Here is a 17,208-nt window from a genome sequence, read left to right as displayed (position 1 = left end):
TTCATGAATTTCACCAATGGGCGCAACCTTAATCGCTGGTTCATCATAATTTCCTGTTTAGCCGTAGTAAGCCTGGTGCTCTGGAATACCAGTGTTTTTTTTCAGCATTTAAAGGAAGACGAGCGTTCTAAAATGAACATCTGGGCCCGGGCGCAGGAAGCCCTTAACCGCACCCCCGCGCCAGAAGATGCCGATCTTGAACTTATCCTGGAGATCCTTAACAGCAACACCAGCATTCCCATTATCCATACCACGGCAGACGGAAAGGTGGCCTACAGCAGCAATATTAATCCCGAACTACTTGACGATGATGAAAAATTGAAGGATTTCCTGAGGGAATTTAAAGCTGAAAATGAACCTATTGTTATGAGCCTGGATGAAGACCAGCAACAATATATTTACTACGGAAATTCCCCCACGCTTAATAAGCTGAAGTATTACCCCATTGGCCTGCTGCTTATCGCCTTCCTTTTTGTGGGGGTGATCTACTTTTTCTATACCACCACTAAAAACAGCGAACAGAACAAACTCTGGGCCGGAATGGCAAAAGAGACCGCGCACCAGATTGGCACTCCCCTTTCTTCCCTTATTGGATGGACGGAGATCCTGAAAGATGAAAAGGTAAACCAAACCTACATCCAGGAAATGGAAAAGGATGTGGACCGCCTCAAAACCATTACCGAACGTTTTTCAAAAATCGGCTCTACTCCCATTTTACAAATCACAGATCTTGTGGAAGCCACCCAGAACAGTTTTGATTACCTGCAGGCACGAAGTTCGAGTTTAATTGATTTTAGCATAAAAGCCCCTTCCCGGGTAATTGAAGTAGAGCTGAACCAGCAACTTTACAGCTGGACCATAGAAAACCTGGTAAAGAATTCTATAGATGCCATGCGCGGAAAGGGAAAGCTGAATATTGAAATTAGAGAGGAAGCCAGGTGGGCACATATTTTTGTGAAAGACACCGGCAAAGGCATTGAAAAGGGCAAATTCAAGCAAATTTTTGAACCGGGGCACACCACAAAAAAACGCGGCTGGGGTCTTGGACTTTCTCTAGCCAAGCGCATTATTGAAGATTATCATAAAGGAAAGATTCGCGTGGTACAAAGTGAAGTAAACAAAGGAACTACCTTTAAGATTTCACTGCGCAGGATTTAAAAATTTCGCATTATTTCCCGAAGCTCATCCGGTATCCTAAAAGTGCTGTTCTCTGTAAAATCAAAACACACCACTACGTCTTTCCCAATTGCGCAGGTTTCGCCATCTTCATTTAAAACAAGATGCTCCAGGCCAAAACTTGAATTTTTCATGTAGTCCAGCCGGGTTTTAACTATTGCCTTTCCGGGATAGAAGAGCGATTTTTTAAAATCACATTTTGTGGAAACCAGCATAGTACCACGGCTGGAGGTATTATAAGTCTTGTAAATGCCTGTGGCTTCCCAAAAATTCACCCGGCCAGACTGCAGGAAGCGCATGTAAGAAATATTATTTACGTGCTGGTAAACATCAAGATCGCTCCAGTCTATCCTTATCTCCAGGCTTAATTTAAATTCTGAAGCATCCATTAAAGCACTACATTCTCGCAGATATCGTCGGCAAGCTTTTGAAATTCTTCTTCAGACATTTGATAATTATTAGAAAAATCCATGTCGCTCATTTTATTCAGCGGGATAAGGTGAACATGCACATGTGGCACTTCCAGGCCTACAACCGCCATTCCTACCCTCTTGCAGTCTACGGTTTTCTCAAGGCCTATACCCACTTTACGGGCAAAAAGCATCAATTCCCTGTAGATTTCCTCCTCCAGGTCGAATATTTTATCAACTTCTTTTTTAGGGATACAAAGCGTGTGGCCTTTTGCATTGGGACGAATATCCAGAAACGCCAGGAACTGGCTGTTTTCCGCTACTTTATAACAGGGCACTTCTCCGCGTGCAATTTGACTAAATAGGGTGGCCATAATTTGAATTTTTCAGATTAGTTCTATAAAATTAAAAATCCTTTTCGGAATTCTTAGTTAAAAGAACTGAAAAGGACTTGTGCAGTTTTATGATTAACAGTTATTATTCACGCCATATTTCGAGAATTTCAAATTTCATGGTACCGTTTGGAACCTGGATCTCGGCAGTATCTCCCACCTTTTTGCCTAAAAGGCCTTTTCCTATGGGGGAATCTACCGATATTTTCCCTGATTTTAAATCGGCTTCACTCTGGGCCACCAGTTTATACTTCATCTCTGCACCATTGGTCTGGTTCTTTATTTTCACAAAAGAATGCACCAGAGCTTTAGAAGTGTCCAATTGGGATTCATCAATTACCCTGGCATTGGCCACTATTTCTTCCATTTTCGATATTTTCATCTCCAAAAGGCCCTGGGCCTCCTTGGCGGCATCATATTCGGCATTCTCACTTAAATCCCCTTTATCGCGCGCTTCTGCAATAGCTTCTGAAGCCTTTGGACGCTCCACGTCTTTAAGGTGGTTAAGTTCGTCTCTTAACTTTTTGAGCCCTTCTGCTGTATAATAAGATACTTTGCTCATAACTTTTCCGTTTTAATCTACAATAGAGGGCACCAAGCCCCCGTTAATCTTTTTAACTTATGTTATAATGATATGTTGTTTATCTTTTCCGATGAAGGCGAAAGAGACCGGCAAGCAAGTAATTTTGCCGTTTTTTAAACTTTAGCTTCATTATTTAATAGAAAAAATCCCATTCGGGACGGGATTTCTTCTAACAAATGTAATAAATATAAACTTCAGGTACAATTATATTATTTTAGCTAGAAGAAGTGGGATTTTGAATAATCTCTTCTTCTGAAAAAAGCCTACGGCCAAAACATTAGCATGAAAAAAGCAATTTTAATCCTCACTACATTTTTCTTATTCCAGGCATGTTCTCCTGAAGATGATAACTACGGGAAAAATCCAAATCTTGTGGACCTCAACATTCAGCTTCAGCTAAACCTGGACTTGCCGGAATACAACAACCTGCAGTTCCCGGGCAACAGCTACACCACCTATAATAACGGCATAAAAGGAATTGTGGTTTATAACGTGAACAATTCACAATACATCGCTCTGGAATTAAGCGACCCCAACCATCCGCCCGCCGAATGTTCAGCAATGATAGTGGAAGGGATTACTGCAAAATGCCAGTGTGAAGACGGGAACGAATATAATATTGTTACAGGCGAGCAAACGGCCGGAGAAGGGCAGTATGCCATGAAACCTTACCGGGTGGAACGCCGAGGGAATATGATTATAGTTTCCAATTAAATTTTAGCGGCAGAAACTGGTGCTCAAAAAAAATCCCGAAAGCCTTAACTTCCGGGATCGTAGGAATTGTGGGGAGTTTAACTAAAACTTTAAAGTAATACCGGCCAGGAAGTTTGTGGTAGCCTGCGGGTAATAGCCTGCGCCCCAGCTGGCATCGTAATATCCGTTAGAAACATATTCTTCATTAAAAATATTGTTTACCAGGCCTGTAAATACCACTGTCTTAAACAGCGGGGCATTTCTCCAGGTGTACTGCACGTTAAAATCGTTTATAAAATAGCTATCCAGGATAGAACCTTTAGCTTCGGTATTGCTCATGTACTGTTCCCCCACAAATTTTGAAAGCAATTTAAGCTCCAGCCCATCTACGGGAATGTAGCTTATAATATTCCCTGCCACGACTTCCGGAGAAAAGGAGATTTGGGTATCCCCATATTCAACCAGCTCTCCATCTATGGTAGACACAAAATCTACATTCTTGTTACGGCTTAAAGCGATATTGGGCATTAACCTGAGGTTCCTTGTAATTCTCACGTTAGCGTCTATCTCCAGTCCTAAACGATAGCTGTTGCCGCTATTCTCACGAACAAAGGCCCCCACATCGTCAATTTCGCCTGTAAGCACCAGCTGGTTTTGGTAATCCATATAATACAGGTTGGAGTTTACCTGCAGCGCGGGGCTGTTATACCTCCAGCCAAGTTCAAAATCGTTCAATTCTTCGGCATCGGGATCCCCATTTTCATAATCGCTCCTGGTAGGTTCCCTGTGCGCCCGGGCATAAGAAGCGTAAAACTGACTTCTCTCGCCTGGCTGATAGGTAATACCCGCTTTTGGATTGAAGAATTCAAAAGAATCGTCTACATTAAATGGAGTGCCGTCATCCAAAATCCCGTCGGTTTCATAATTAATGGTTCTTAGCTGCAGGTCTCCGTAGGCCGCCAATTTTTCGGTAATAGCGAAGGTGGCTTTTCCGTAGATGTTAAAATCAGTTTTTGTGGCGGTACTTTCATAATATGGTTCGTACGGATCGTTATTCCTGGCAAAACGGGTATATATCACTTCTCCAAAATGATCTCCTTCATACCTGTTCCAGCCACCTCCCAGTACGGCATCCAGCTTTTCGTTTTCATAATTTAAGCTGAAAACCGTTCCGTAGAAATCGTTATCCAGCCATTCCCTGCTTACAAGATCTGAAGTATTCACCTCCTCTGCATCTGCCATGAAAGGCTGCAGGCCAAACTCGGTTAAACCCGCATCTTCCTGATATTCCTGATAATAACCCCTCCCTTTGGTATAATGCAGCGCGATGTTTGAAGACCAGTTTTCGTTATAATCTTCATTCCAAAGCAACTGGTAGTGGTCCTGCCAGTAATTATCGGTTTGATCTTCATAAAATTGGGTAAGCCCTTCTTCATCGGTATACATTCCCGCGGGATTAAACCTGCGGTTTTCCCTTAGCGTTTCTGCATCAATCCCGTACCATGCATGGTAAGTGGTTTCACTCCCGCCAAAAGAAATGGCCTTTACCAGGGTATTATCATCTACATACGTTCCCTGTAAAAAATAAGATTTCAGCTCGCTCTCTGCCCTGTCTATATAGCCGTCACTTCTTATTTTTGAAGCCCTTCCGGCAAATTCCCAGTGGTCGTCCATAAGCCCGGTGCTAAATTCCAGGGTGTGCTTAAAAGTATTGTAAGAACCAATGCTGTTTGCCAGTTGCGCTGAAGCTTCTTCCTGATAGCGATCGGTAAGGATATTAAGACTGGCACCGAAGGCACCCGCCCCGCTGGTAGAAGTCCCCACTCCCCGTTGTAACTGGAGGTTTTGAACGGAAGAGGCAAAATCTCCCATATTCACCCAAAACACTCCCTGACTTTCGGCATCGTTAAGCGGAATTCCGTTTACGGTTACATTTACCCGCGTGGCGTCACTACCGCGCACCCTAATACCGGTGTAACCTACCCCGGCGCCGGCATCGCTGGTAGACACCACATTGGGCATGTAATTCATTAGCACAGGAATATCCTGGCCCAGATTGCGGTCTTCAATTTCTTCGTTAGACAGATTGCTGTAAGTAATAGGCTCCTGTGAAGAAACCCTTACCGAAGAGAGGAATACTTCATCAAGAACCTCTTCGGCAGTGCTCATATCCACATTCAGCACCTGATCTTCGGTAAGCCTTACCTGAATTCGTTTCCGGTTTCCGAAGGAAAAGAGAATGGTGTATTGCCCTTCTTTAAGCTGAAGGGAATAATTACCATTTTCATCGGTTTGTGTGCCGGCACCGGTACCAATAGCAAAAACTGATACTCCCTCCAGAGGAGTTTGCTTATTGGTTACCTTACCACTTAAAATGTACTCTTGTGAAAAAGCCTGTAATGAGAAGAACAGCAGGCCCAGGAAAAATAAAACGTTTTTCATTCGTAACAATTTTTTTACGAATAAAAGGGGCAATTATTCCTTGGTTTATAAAATAAAAATAAAAAAATCCTGAAACCGCCATCGAATTTTTGGCATTTCCAGGAGTAAACATACGCTACGCTTTCGCGCTTTCCCTTGGCAGCATTACCCGCCCAGGTTCATTGGGTATGATCTCAGCCTCTTTTAAAGGCACCCCTTTGAGATGTGCCGCAAATGTAAAACGCTTTTTTCAATATCCAATATTTTATTTCGTTTGATTTATTGATGTAATTTTACAAGAACCTGAACATGAAATTCTCATTTTTCGGGAAAGTACCTGGAAGGGTCATTGGCAAATACAAAAACAAAAATGCAAAACACAAGACGCTCCATCACCTTTAAAGTTGTTGCAGGATATGTGATCCTTGCCACGCTTGTAGGAATCGCCATCTGGTTTGTATATACGCAGGTGATCGCCTTTACGAGCCTTAACCAAACCAACAACACCAATAATGAGCAGCTTTTTATGGTTAGCGAAATTACCACTGATCTTTACGAAACTGAAAATACAAGCAGGAGGCTAATCCAGAGCGGCGCCAGAAAAGACAGCATCCTTTATGAAAACCAGATAGACAGCATTAGGGCCGATATGCAGCTGCTGAAGAAGACTTATACCGACAGTATTATGCAAACCGAACTGGACAGTATCTCGAAACTGCTAAGCCAGAAATCTGAAAACCTTTGGGAACTGCTGGAATTAAGAAAAAGGGACCGTAATACCAATTATTATTCCCAGGTGCTCCAGGAACTAAGAAGGGTCGACGAAACTTTTGCACAAGATAATTATGAAGGCCGCTTTCAGGACCTAAAGCCATACCAGCGAAAGGTCCTAATTGAATGGCTGGAATATTCCCGGCAGGACAATGCAGAAACTTTAACCAATAAAACGGCAGACTCCCTGGTAAATTCTGTAAAAAAAGTACTAAGTGAACTTGAGTATGCCAACCGGCAGTTTCGGAATACCGTTTTAAAAAAGGAAAATGAGCTATTGGACAATGATATGATCCTGAACCAGCAGCTTAGGAATTTACTTGCCAAAATAGAACAGGAAGAACGGGAAGCTGCCATGACGAGAGCGCAGGATTCACAGCGCATGCTGGAAAGCACCTCAGATATAATTATAGCTGCAGGGATAATTAGTGTAGCCATTATCCTTGTATTCTTAATACTTATCCTGCAGGATATTTCCAGGAGCCAGCGATACAGAGTACAACTGGAAGAAGCCAAATCCTTTGCCGAAGCCTTGCTAAAAAGAAGGGAACAATTTATGGCTGCCATCACGCATGACCTGCGTTCGCCGCTAACCACGGTAATTGGTTATTCAGACTTAATGAACAAAACGGGGCTTAACAATAAACAAAACCATTACCTGGACCAGATCAAGCGGTCCTCAGATTTTATCCTGCACCTGGTAAACGACCTTCTGGACCTGTCTAAACTGGAAGCGGGAAAAATGCTGGTGGAAAACCTGCCTTTTAATCCCAAAAATATTATTGAAGACACTGTTTATAACAATATTCCCGCGGAAGAAAATGAAAAAATCAGGGTGAGTGTGGATCTTTCAGAAAAAACCGATACAGAAGTTTTAAGTGACCCCTTCCGCATAAAGCAAATCATTGCCAACCTCGTGACAAATGCCTATAAATTTACCGAAAAAGGGGAAATTAGGGTTACCGCAAATCTTAGAAAAAAGGGAAAAGAAACCCTGCTCATTATCTCAGTAAAGGATACGGGGATAGGAATTTCTGAAGAAAAACAGGAAGAAATATTTGAGGAATTTTCCCAGGAAAACAGCAAAATCGAAAAGCGTTATGGTGGTACCGGGCTGGGATTAACCATTACCAAAAGCCTAACCCAGCTTTTAAAGGGAGAAATAATATTAAAAAGCAAACCCGGGGAAGGCAGCGAATTCACTGTAAAAATACCTGTAACCCCTACCACTACCAAACAAAAGCTTAAAGCAGCTTTGCCCGATATAAAACCTGAGCAGGTAGACCTAAGTGGCAAAAAAGCCCTGGTAGCCGATGATGAGAATTCCCAGTTAACCCTCACCTGCGAGCTTGTAAAATCTATAGGCTTTAGCTGCGTAAAATGCGTGAACGGAAAAGAAGCCCTGGAGAAACTGGAAAATGAAAATTTTGACCTGGTGCTTACCGATATCCAAATGCCCATCCTTGATGGCTTTGAGCTTATAAAAGCCATTCGTGCTAATCCAGACCTAAAAAGGATTCCGGTAATTGCCCTTTCCGGGAGGAAGGAGATTTCTCCTGAAATTTATAAAGAAGCTGGTTTTAACAAGAACCTGCTCAAACCTTACCGTCCGGCTAAGTTATTACAAACTATTGCTGAAATCTTTAAGGTGGAAATTCAGCAGAAAAAAACTAAAAAACAGAAACAAAAGAACAATTCCACAGCTTATAACCTGGAAGACATTTACCTCTTTTCCGGCGGAGACAGTGAAGCCATGCAGGTTATTTTAAGGGCTTTTATGGATAGTTCCCGTGAAAATATTGCCGCCATGGAACAAGCCCTGGAAAATGGAGATGAAGAAACCTTGGCACGGGTCTCGCATAAAATGCTTCCAATGTTGAAGCAGATGAAGGCTAAAAAAGTAATTCCGAGCCTGGAAAAATTAGAAAGGCACCAGGAAATTTCAAAACCTGAAATTGAGCAGGTAATCTCCGAAATAAAAAATTTAATGAGAAAACTGGAAAACGAAATTACAGTTTAATCCCGTACTGCTTTAATTTATTATAAAGTGTTTTGCGGTCTATGGAAAGCAATCTCGCAGCTTTGCTCTTATTGCCGCCAGACTTTTCCAGGGCATCAAGGATAAGCTGTTCTTCATTTTTATTTTTGAAAAGGCCGTAGTTTTCTTCAGATTTTTCAGCGGTTGAAATTTCATGCGGCAGGACCTTCAGCGGAATTAAATCTTCCTGGGTTAAAAGCACGGCTCTTTTAACCATATTCTTAAGCTCCCTTAAATTTCCCGGCCAGTTGTAATTTTGAAAAGCCTCCACCGCTTTTGGAGTGAAGCCCACCACGTTTTTCTCCAGTTCGGCATTGGCTTCATCTAAAAAATGATCTGCAAAAATCATCAGATCATCGGTGCGTTCCTTTAGAGAAGGAACTTTTATGGAGAACTCATTCAAACGGTGATAAAGGTCTTCCCGAAAATCGCCTTCTCTAACCGCCTGGGCCAAATCTTCGTTGGTTGCGGTTACCACTCTTATATCCACTTCAATCTCTTTATTGCTGCCTACTGGCTTAATCCTTCTTTCCTGTAGGGCACGCAGCAATTGCACCTGTAGTTCGTAACTGAGGTTTCCTATTTCATCCAGAAACAAAGTACCGCCATTCGCAGCCTGAAAATGACCCGTCTTGTCATTAATTGCCCCGGTAAAAGAACCTTTTATGTGCCCAAAAAATTCGCTGGACGCAATTTCCTTGGGAATTGCACCACAGTCTACCGCTATAAAAGGAGCTGCTCTCCTTTTACTCTGGTTATGGATGCTTTTCGCAACCTGCTCCTTTCCGGTACCACTTTCTCCCATAATTAACACCGACATATTGGTGGGAGCCACCAACTCTATATAATCATTCAATTTTCGGGAAGCGTCACTTACCCCTTTTATAAAATTTCCTTTTGAAGATGCGGTAGCAGCAGGTTTTCCTTTCCCGGCACGTTCAGGTTGCTCCGCAACTTCTTCTTTTTGCACAGCTTTAGTGTTTAAAGCATTTTCAATAGTCTGCAGAATAGATTCTGGCCGGAAAGGTTTGGAAACATAATCAAAAGCACCAAATTTCATGGCATTTACCGCCATACTTATTTCAGCATAACTAGTCATTACAATAACCTGGATGGCAGCATTAATGGCCTTTGCCTCCTTGAGAATATCCAGGCCACTATTGTCCGGCAAACGAACATCTGTGATCACCATATCCAGTTTTATTGAAGATATTTTCTTAAAAGCCTCTGTAGCAGAAAAAACCAATTCTACATTATAATCCCTTTTTACAAGAAAAGTTTTCAGCATGGTCCCAAAAGCCACGTCATCTTCCACTAAGAGAATTTTTGCCATAATTTTTTTGAAGTATAAGCTACAAAGTTAACAATCTTTAAAAGATTAGAATTTTAATTGAAAGATAAAAAAAGAGGCCTTAAAAATAAGACCTCTTTTCTTACAATTGTAAATTATATTCTAACTTAAAATTGTTACTTCCATTTTAACGGATGAATTAAAATCCAGTTCTCGTTATTCACCAGCAGAAAATTCCGGGTTAGTTGTGGTTAGTTGGCTTTTCAGATTTCTCTGAACAGAATCTTCATGCGTTTCAATAACTACGCTGCTATTTTATTCATCCGCTGCTGTAAGAGTCGGCTTCTCTTTTTGACCAGCTATAATTCTGCTTTTGCTTTTCTACTCTTCGTCTTTAATCCAGTTTCCTTCGGAATCCACTTTTACTGTCTGAGTTTCTCCGTCTACATTAAGATCCAACTTATAAATTTTTTCCCCATCTTCTCCAGACTTAACCCATGCATTTTCGGTTGTAGCTCCTTCATAACTTTTTATTACAGCCACTTTTACTGCCTGCGGAAGAGACATGATCTCAATAGTTTCAAAGCCATCCTGGGCTTCCTGTACCGTATTTACTTCCTCTCCTTGGGCTTCAGTTTCGCCTTCCTGGGCCTGGGCAATATTGGTTGAGAAAAAAAATGCGGCACCTGCAATTAAAGATAATCCTAGCTTTTTCATAACTCGTTTTGTTTAAGTTCTGATATACTTATTGGAATAATTGTACCAAAAACCCTATTTCATATTAAACCCCTTAAAATCAGATGAATAAACAGGTAATATAGATCAAGGTTCCTTTTGCTTTATGTAGATTTTAAGGGATTTAGGAAAATATTATGTAGAAAAATCGCCACATTTATGAGATCCGAAAATTTCAAACAAAAAAAGAGGCTTTCCCAAGCCTCTTTTAATCCGAAAATCTAAATAATCCAACATTTAAATGTTGTAATTAAATAAGTCAATCTATCTATCTAACCTGTTTTATATATATAGAAAATCGTACCAATCCATAAGGTGCCTCCTTGTTATTCCAAACCGCCCATTATACAAGGAAAACATAATAAATCTATAATATTTCTATAAATTCTTTCTGTGGAAAAGCGGTTTAATGCTACACAAATATGTGGAAAAATTCCCCAGTATTTATTTTAGAGGATCCTTTCGGTTAGCTTTTTTCTCTGCATGCATTTTCTTCTTTTTAAGGCGCTTCATTTTTGAAACTTTAGTTGGTTTTGTCTTTTTCCTGAGTTTTGGCTTTTTCGAGGCTTCTTTCAGAATAACAAATAACCTCTCGGTTACCAGTTCTTTGTTTTTATGCTGGCTCCTTGATTCCCCACTCTGCAGAATAAGGATATTTTCTTTGGTGAGCCTGGGGCGCAATTTCTTCAGGATACGGTATTTTACATCTTCAGCAATTCCTGCGGAATGCTCCACATCAAAATGCAGTTCTACTTTGGAGGAGGTTTTATTTACATGCTGGCCTCCTGCCCCGGAACTTCTAACCGCCTTAAAGCTTAATTCCCTTAAAATTTGTTCTTCGTCCAAAACTAATCTGGCTGATGGGATTTTTTCAGAAGATCTGCCACGGTTTTTACAGGATTGAAAGTAGAAACCGGAACTTCAACAAAAACAGTATTCCATTTAGACATGGCGCCGTTCCAAAGGCCGGGACGTTCCAAAGCCTTTAAAGGCTTTCCATCCTTGGTTTTATCTGCAATAAAACTGGTTTTGGGATCTACATACTGGTTGAGGTCAAAAGTTTCCCCTTTGTAGTTTTTGAGTCCGCATACCAAATCCACCGGATTAAAATGGGTTGCTTCCTGCGCGGTTTTTACCTGTTGCGGGTTATCCTGGTCTATTTGTGCGCCTTCAATAATTTGTAAGGAAATTTCCCCATTTTCATCCCGAACCAGGAATGGTCCGCCGCCTGGTTCTCCTTCATTTTTAACCATTCCGCCCACTCTTAATGGCCGGTTTATCTTATCTTTCAGGTATTGAATTTTTTCTTCTGAAGAAAGGCTTTGGAAATTTTTCCCACTCTGGAAAAGTTGTTCCTTTACAAAATTTGAAATTTCCTTTATTTCCTCTTCTGAAGCTTTGCCGGAATCAAGGCGCTTCATATAATCAAAACATTGCTGCTGAAGTTTTAGCAGTTTTCCAGCCAGCATTTTCTTGTATTCCACCACTTCGGGAATATTCTTTTCGGTCACCACATTGTCGATGTTCTTCAAAAACGCCAGGTCTGCTGTTTGATTGTCCAGGTTTTCTATAAGTGCGCCGTGTCCTCCTGGACGAAAGAACATTTCTCCTTCCGATGTGCGAAAAGGCTCATTATTATCATCTACTGCAATGGTATCGGTTTTCGGGTCCTGGAAGGAGAAGGAAACCTCGAATTTAACTCCTGTTTTCTCCTCTGCCCGGTCTTTGATTTTATCAAATTCAGCTTTAAATTTTTCCTCGTGCTTTTCAGAAATCGTAAAATGCAGTTTTGCCACCCCGTTTACCGCAATTAAATGGGCAGCTTCAATAAGGTGCTCTTCAAAGGCGGTACGTAAGCCATCTTTATAGTTGTGAAAAGGAACAAGGCCTTTGGGATAATCGCTTAAGCCAAGACCGGACTCAAATAAGATACTCTTTACAAGCTCCAGCCGCTGTTCGTCATGGGAAAGATCTCCAAAATTCCCGGTATTTCTACGCGCGTAGTCCAGCGCCAGATCATAGAAAGGAAGGTTTTCCATATCTTCAAAAAACCTTTGCAGACTATGATTTTCCTTTTTATCCAAGTAGTCGCGCAGGCTTTCTTCGGCAGGATCAAATTCATCTACAAAATTATGCAGCGCTTTAAACATCCTGGTTGCGGCACCCGATGCAGGCACAAATTTGATTATTTCAAGGCTATCTTTTTTAGAGTCGTACAAAGAAATTAGCTCCTCCTTTTCTTCTTCAGAAAAAGAAAAAATCCCTTTTCCCAAAGTCGCTGCTTCACTAATATCTACTTTTATATTTCCTCTTTGAAAAATCCCTATTTGGTTTTCAACTTCCTGTTCGCTGATTCCTTTTTCCTTAATTTGCGAAAGGTCCTTTTCACTAAGTTTCACTATTCTTTATTTTTAGTTGGTTATCAATTACTGAGACTGCCGTTTTAAAACGCTCCTCTTCGTTGCCTCTTAAAACAACAAAAGGTTTTTTATGCTCCTCAAGAGCAGCTTTAAACCTGTTGAACATCCCAATGCGGTCATCCGGTTTATCCCGAAGGTCATCGGGCGTCCATGGAGTATCAATATACGTTAAAAAATAGTAAGTGTAGTGGTTGTTTAACGCATGTTTAAGAAGTTGAGGCGGGCAATATCCGCTGTAATAAGCTTCAGAGTAAACCTTTAATTCTAAAAGATTGGTATCGCAGATCAACAAATCCTCTTCCTTTTCAGCTAAAGTATTTTCAAGCAACATCTGTCCCGCTGCTATAGGAATTAGGTCTTTAGGCTGACAAATTTCCCGCTTTTCGTCCCATTTCTTCTGAAGGTGCTCCCGCATATATTCCCCTACCAATGGTGCACTGTAATGCCTGGAAAGCTGGGTAGCCAGAGTGGTTTTACCCGAAGATTCCGGGCCAATTAAAACTATTTTTATGCAGGACGAAGATCGTTGCGCAAGTTTTTCTTCCATGCTTTATAGCCGTAGATTGCAATTATTGTAAATACAAAATATTGAATAGCAGTGAAGGTAAGGCCTTTATAAAAATACAGCGGCACCGAAATGATATCGCCAATAATCCAGAAAATCCAGTTCTCGATTTTCTTTTTGGCCATTTGCCACATGCCCACAAAAAATATTGCCGTGGTCACCGTATCTACATAAGCGGTCCAGTTGTTCCACTTTTGAAAATATTCATACACTGCAAACACAAATATCATCGTAGCGATAAAAATAAAAGCCGACTGCCAGTTTTCTTTCCTGGTGGTGTTGGTGATTGGCGTAAAATGATCTGGATCTACCTTACGGGTCCAGATATACCAGCCGTAAATGCTCATGGAAAAATAATAGCCGTTAATCATCATATCGCCGAGCAGGCCATAAATTGCAAGAATGTAAACAAATATGGCGGTACTTATAATGCCAGTGGGATAAACAAGAATATTATCATTTTTAGAATATATAACGCTTAGGAAGCCAAAAAAGACCCCGATTAGCTCCAGGACAATAAGATATGTAGGCGTACCATAATACTGGTTAAAAAAGAAATCGAAAACTGGCTGCATAAGGGTTTTAATTCAGAAGAGTTATAAAATTTTCTGCGGAAGAATTTATTAAGATTTGTACGGCAAATGTAGACATTAGTAATGGATTAGATTTCTGAAGACTCTAAAGACAAATTAGAAGCTTCTGCTGAAAATTCTCCATCTTCAAAGGCAGTGCCGATTACCACAAGATCTGCGCCCGCTTCGTACGATTTCTGAAGTTGCAGTGTATTGCGTATTCCTCCGCCAGCAATTAGCGGGATATCTATGGCATTTCTAACCGCTGCAATAATTTCTTCGGAAACAGGAAAATTTGCGCCGCTACCTGCTTCAAGATAAATCAGTTGTTTTCCCAAATATTGGCCCGCAAGAGCGGTATCTACAATTAATTGCACCTTTTCCTGCGGAAGGGGAAGCGTTTTGCTTACCCGCTTCACGGCAGATTCTTTGCCGCCATCAATTAAAATATATCCCGTGGGAATAATTTCCAGGTTTGAACTGCGAAGACAGGAAACCGATTTTATTTGCTGCCCTATAAGATATTCTGGATTTCTCCCGGAAAGCAGGCTTAAAAATAAAATTCCATCTGCTTCCTCTGTAATTTGAGTATAATCTCCGGGAAAAAGGAGTATGGGTAAATGAGTATGTTCCTTTAGGGCTTTTACAGTAGCTTCTGTTTTACAGGCTGCTACCGTACTACCCCCAACAAAAATAAAGCTGGTTTCTACAGGTAAAGACTTCAGAAAAAATCCGGCTTTTTCATTTGCAAATTTATCAGGATCCACCAATATGCAGAGCCGTTTTAGTTTATTATTAGCGCTATTAAGAAATTCGGAATAAATTGTACTCATGCTGAAATATTTGCTTCTTCCCTGGCACCTTCAGCCCGCATAGCATAAACGCAGGTAAAGCCTTCAAATTCGAGAAAATTGATATCAAATTCACAGGTATTATTCCTGAATATTATTTTTCCGGTGGTTGAATTGTCATCAAAATCAAAATCGGTAATATTTATATGCTGAAGAAAACCCAGCCCCGGCTCTGCCTGCAGCTTATAAATGGATTCCTTGGCACCCCAAACGATGGTAAGTTTCCTTATAAGAGCCTCTTCATTGGCCAGGGTATGATATTCTTTTAAAGGAGTGAATTTACTGGCAATTTTAAGAATTTTGTCACGCTGTTTTTCGATATCTATCCCCACCTCTTTATCGCTCACAATTATCCCGGTAAAATTGAAGGAGTGCGTGATGGAGATGTATTTATGGTCTCGCAAATGCGGCTTTCCAAGCTCGTCATAATACAAATCATGATCTGTGTACCCAGCTTCGGCCATAAGATGCCTGATGCTCATAAAACCACGGCGGTGAATTTCAGATTTCATGCCATCCACTCGTTTCTGGCAATGTTCAGTTAAATGAACACCTTTACTCAGCCATTCCAGCGACTCTTCAATCTTCCAAATGAGGATCTTAGTATGCTCATCAACTGTTATTGTTTTGTAAAGTGACATGCAGTTTTATTAGATATTATTTACTTTTGCAACCTAATTGTTACTATAATCAAATATAATAATATGTCGACTAAAACGGTGGCTTATACGCCTTATAAAGTAAAAGATATTTCCCTGGCTGCCTGGGGACGAAAAGAAATTGAACTGGCTGAAGCCGAAATGCCGGGCTTAATGTCGCTTAGGGAGGAGTTCAAAGATGAACAGCCGCTAAAAGGCGCAAGAATTGCCGGATGCCTTCACATGACTATTCAAACCGCGGTACTTATTGAAACTCTTGTTTCCCTTGGGGCCGAAGTTACCTGGAGTTCCTGTAATATTTTCTCTACACAGGACCAGGCTGCCGCAGCGATTGCTGAAGCCGGAATTCCTGTTTACGCCTGGAAAGGCATGACTGAAGAGGAATTTAACTGGTGTATAGAGCAAACCCTTTTCTTTGGTGAAGAGCGTAAGCCTTTAAACATGATTCTTGATGATGGCGGGGATTTGACAAATATGGTTTTTGATAAATACCCTGAATTAACTGAAGGTATCCGCGGACTTTCAGAAGAAACAACTACAGGAGTTCACCGTTTATACGAGCGCATGAAAAAAGGTACGCTTGCCATGCCGGCTATTAACGTGAACGATTCTGTTACAAAATCGAAATTTGACAATAAATATGGATGCCGGGAAAGCGCTGTTGACGCTATTCGCCGCGCTACCGATGTGATGCTGGCCGGAAAACGCGTTGTGGTTTGCGGGTACGGAGATGTTGGTAAAGGTACAGCCCAATCTTTCAAAGGTGCCGGTTCTATAGTTACGGTTACTGAAATTGACCCAATTTGTGCTTTACAGGCTGCTATGGACGGTTTTGAAGTTAAAAAACTGGAAACCGTTCTTCCAAAAGCAGATATCGTTATTACCACGACAGGGAATAAAGATATCGTGCGCGGTGAGCATTTTAAAGCGATGAAAGACAAGACCATCGTTTGCAATATTGGGCATTTTGACAATGAAATTGCCGTTGCCTGGTTGAATGAGAATTATGGCGATACTAAGGATGAAATCAAACCTCAGGTTGATAAATATACCATAGACGGGAAAGATATTATTCTTCTTGCCGAAGGAAGGCTGGTAAATCTTGGTTGCGCCACAGGCCATCCAAGTTTTGTAATGAGTAATTCCTTTACCAACCAGACCCTGGCTCAAATAGAGCTTTGGAATCATTCTGACAAATATGAAAACAAGGTCTACATGCTTCCTAAACATTTAGATGAAAAAGTTGCCGCACTTCACCTTGAAAAAATTGGAGTGGAACTTACTGAACTTTCCCAGGAACAGGCTGAATATATTGGAGTGGAAGTAAAAGGCCCGTTTAAGCCGGAATATTATAGATATTAGATGTAGACTGTAGACTGTAGACTGTAGACTGTAGACTGTAGACTGTAGACTGTAGACAAAATTAAAAAAATCCCGTTCAGGATAAATCTGGACGGGATTTTTTGATTCTTACAAGCTCTTACAAGCTCCTTTTACAACCGATAATTAGATATGAATAGACTGCCTAATTAAACTCCGTTCAAAAATACGGATCAGTCTCAAAAGTTGTGGAGGAATTAAAGTAAAGCTGGATATTTGCAGAAAAATTAGCGTTGGACAACAATTATCTG

At 41.0% G+C, this 17,208-nt stretch carries 16 protein-coding genes; 4 read left to right on the top strand and 12 right to left on the bottom strand.

The features are described 5' to 3' along the window. Positions 1-3 precede the first annotated feature (3 nt). On the top strand, positions 4-1,158 hold the full coding sequence (locus RM553_RS00080; RefSeq protein WP_311532791.1) for a sensor histidine kinase: 1,155 nt from the start codon (positions 4-6) through the stop codon (positions 1,156-1,158). On the opposite strand, the gene RM553_RS00075 is transcribed toward RM553_RS00080, so the two are convergent. From RM553_RS00075 to greA, 3 genes are all read right to left on the bottom strand, one after another. Further along, positions 1,155-1,565 (bottom strand): acyl-CoA thioesterase, encoded by a 411-nt coding sequence (locus RM553_RS00075; protein ID WP_311532789.1) that lies wholly within the window; start codon positions 1,563-1,565, stop codon positions 1,155-1,157. The two genes, RM553_RS00080 and RM553_RS00075, sit on opposite strands and share 4 nt — an antisense overlap. Beyond that, positions 1,565-1,960 carry an HIT family protein gene (locus RM553_RS00070; RefSeq protein ID WP_311532787.1) on the bottom strand — a complete coding sequence of 132 codons (396 nt, stop codon included), beginning with the start codon at positions 1,958-1,960 and terminating at the stop codon, positions 1,565-1,567. Before RM553_RS00070 ends, RM553_RS00075 begins: the two co-directional genes overlap by 1 nt. A 103-nt stretch (positions 1,961-2,063) precedes the next feature. Continuing rightward, positions 2,064-2,540 (bottom strand): transcription elongation factor GreA, encoded by a 477-nt coding sequence (greA, locus tag RM553_RS00065; protein ID WP_311532785.1) that lies wholly within the window; start codon positions 2,538-2,540, stop codon positions 2,064-2,066. A 303-nt stretch (positions 2,541-2,843) separates the two neighbouring features. Between greA and RM553_RS00060 the strand changes: the two genes are divergently transcribed. After that, entirely contained in the window at positions 2,844-3,275 is a 432-nt protein-coding gene (locus RM553_RS00060) for a Rieske (2Fe-2S) protein (protein WP_311532783.1), read from the top strand. 81 nt (positions 3,276-3,356) lie between these two features. On the opposite strand, the gene RM553_RS00055 is transcribed toward RM553_RS00060, so the two are convergent. Next, a complete protein-coding gene (locus tag RM553_RS00055) occupies positions 3,357-5,696 on the bottom strand; it encodes a TonB-dependent receptor (protein ID WP_311532782.1) in 2,340 nt (779 codons plus the stop codon). 349 nt (positions 5,697-6,045) lie between these two features. Between RM553_RS00055 and RM553_RS00050 the strand changes: the two genes are divergently transcribed. Then, complete coding sequence (locus RM553_RS00050) at positions 6,046-8,466, top strand: hybrid sensor histidine kinase/response regulator (RefSeq protein ID WP_311532781.1); 2,421 nt, start codon at positions 6,046-6,048, stop codon at positions 8,464-8,466. Here the strand turns inward: RM553_RS00050 and RM553_RS00045 are convergent. The 8 genes from RM553_RS00045 to RM553_RS00010 form a co-directional block, all read right to left on the bottom strand. Beyond that, a complete protein-coding gene (locus RM553_RS00045) occupies positions 8,456-9,817 on the bottom strand; it encodes a sigma-54-dependent transcriptional regulator (protein ID WP_311532779.1) in 1,362 nt (453 codons plus the stop codon). The genes RM553_RS00050 and RM553_RS00045 overlap by 11 nt on opposite strands. A gap of 339 nt (positions 9,818-10,156) precedes the next feature. After that, positions 10,157-10,492 carry a hypothetical protein gene (locus RM553_RS00040; protein ID WP_311532778.1) on the bottom strand — a complete coding sequence of 112 codons (336 nt, stop codon included), beginning with the start codon at positions 10,490-10,492 and terminating at the stop codon, positions 10,157-10,159. Positions 10,493-10,954: 462 nt separating this feature from the next. Continuing rightward, on the bottom strand, positions 10,955-11,356 hold the full coding sequence (gene arfB / locus RM553_RS00035; RefSeq protein ID WP_311532776.1) for an alternative ribosome rescue aminoacyl-tRNA hydrolase ArfB: 402 nt from the start codon (positions 11,354-11,356) through the stop codon (positions 10,955-10,957). A gap of 2 nt (positions 11,357-11,358) precedes the next feature. Then, a complete protein-coding gene (locus tag RM553_RS00030; protein ID WP_311532775.1) occupies positions 11,359-12,909 on the bottom strand; it encodes a DUF4301 family protein in 1,551 nt (516 codons plus the stop codon). Beyond that, complete coding sequence (locus tag RM553_RS00025) at positions 12,899-13,477, bottom strand: AAA family ATPase (RefSeq protein WP_311532773.1); 579 nt, start codon at positions 13,475-13,477, stop codon at positions 12,899-12,901. Before RM553_RS00025 ends, RM553_RS00030 begins: the two co-directional genes overlap by 11 nt. Further along, on the bottom strand, positions 13,438-14,070 hold the full coding sequence (gene pnuC, locus RM553_RS00020; RefSeq protein ID WP_311532771.1) for a nicotinamide riboside transporter PnuC: 633 nt from the start codon (positions 14,068-14,070) through the stop codon (positions 13,438-13,440). Before pnuC ends, RM553_RS00025 begins: the two co-directional genes overlap by 40 nt. 86 nt (positions 14,071-14,156) lie before the next feature. Continuing rightward, complete coding sequence (locus RM553_RS00015; RefSeq protein ID WP_311532769.1) at positions 14,157-14,900, bottom strand: phosphoglycerol geranylgeranyltransferase; 744 nt, start codon at positions 14,898-14,900, stop codon at positions 14,157-14,159. Then, positions 14,897-15,559: a 4'-phosphopantetheinyl transferase family protein gene (locus RM553_RS00010; protein WP_311532767.1), complete on the bottom strand. Its 663-nt coding sequence runs from the start codon at positions 15,557-15,559 to the stop codon at positions 14,897-14,899. The genes RM553_RS00015 and RM553_RS00010 overlap by 4 nt, the downstream gene beginning before the upstream one ends. 63 nt (positions 15,560-15,622) lie before the next feature. Between RM553_RS00010 and ahcY the strand changes: the two genes are divergently transcribed. Then, a complete protein-coding gene (ahcY, locus tag RM553_RS00005; RefSeq protein WP_311532765.1) occupies positions 15,623-16,939 on the top strand; it encodes an adenosylhomocysteinase in 1,317 nt (438 codons plus the stop codon). Positions 16,940-17,208: the final 269 nt, after the last annotated feature.

This window comes from Autumnicola tepida, from assembly GCF_031846485.1.
GTDB lineage: Bacteria > Bacteroidota > Bacteroidia > Flavobacteriales > Flavobacteriaceae > Autumnicola > Autumnicola tepida.
Note: the sequence above shows the minus strand (reverse complement) of the source record. Positions and strands in the feature narration are given on the sequence as shown.